Raw genomic sequence first — 1,090 nt, 5'->3', positions numbered from 1 at the left:
ATTTAGATAGAAATGTATATATTTTTCGTATCGGTATTCGCTGAACAAAGAAATGGAGAATTACAAAAGGTATCATTGGAATTATTAGGAGAAGGAAGAAAAATCGCTGATAAATTAGGAGTTGAATTAACAGCTCTATTACTAGGAAATAATATTGAAGGTTTAGCAAACACTTTAGGTGAGCACGGAGCTGATAATGTATTAGTTTGTGATCATGAAGAATTAGCTAACTATACTACTGATGGTTACACAAAAGTAATTTGTGATTTAGCAAATGAAAGAAAACCAGGAATAATATTTGTAGGAGCAACTTTCATAGGAAGAGACTTAGGTCCAAGAGTTGCAGCTAGATTAACTACAGGACTTACAGCTGACTGTACTCAATTAGATGTAGTTCCAGAAGAAAACGGAGCATTACTTGCTACAAGACCAGCTTTTGGTGGAAACTTAATGGCAACAATTGCTTGTCCTGACCACAGACCACAAATGGCTACTGTAAGACCAGGAGTATTCGCTAAAGTTTCTGAGAAAAAAGAAAACTTTAACGTAGAAAAAATTGAAGTTGCTTTAACTTCTGAAGATATCAGAACTAAGGTACTTGAAGTTGTTAAAGATGCTAAAGAAGTTGTTGACATCGGAGAAGCTAAAGTTTTAGTTGCTGGTGGAAGAGGACTTGGATCTAAAGAAAACTTTGACAAATTAACTGAACTTGCTGAAACTTTAGGTGGAGTAGTTGCTGCATCAAGAGGAGCTATTGATAAAGGATGGATAGAAAGAGATTACCAAGTTGGGCAAACTGGTAAAACTGTAAGACCAAATATCTATATTGCATGTGGTATTTCAGGAGCTATCCAACATACAGCAGGTATGCAAGATTCTGATATGATTATAGCAATCAATAAAGATGAAACTGCACCAATCATGAAGTTAGCAGATTATGCTATCGTTGGTGATGTAAATAAAGTATTACCTGAATTAGTTGCACAATTTAAATCAGTAATAGAAGAGTAATTTTTTATATAGGGGGACGGGGCTTAGCCCCTATACCTTATAAAATACCTACCATTTAAATAAAAATACTTATTTTAAT

General features: G+C 34.2%; 1 protein-coding gene. It reads left to right on the top strand.

Annotated features, from left to right (window positions below; all coding sequences use genetic code 11):
- The first annotated feature begins 12 nt into the window (after window positions 1–12).
- Window positions 13–1,011 carry an electron transfer flavoprotein subunit alpha/FixB family protein gene (locus tag ACRC28_RS00940; RefSeq protein ID WP_438541581.1) on the top strand — a complete coding sequence of 333 codons (999 nt, stop codon included), beginning with the start codon at window positions 13–15 and terminating at the stop codon, window positions 1,009–1,011.
- Window positions 1,012–1,090 lie beyond the last annotated feature (79 nt).

Source organism: Clostridium sp. (genome assembly GCF_051650885.1).
Lineage (GTDB): Bacteria > Bacillota > Clostridia > Clostridiales > Clostridiaceae > Clostridium.
Note: the sequence above shows the minus strand (reverse complement) of the source record. Positions and strands in the feature narration are given on the sequence as shown.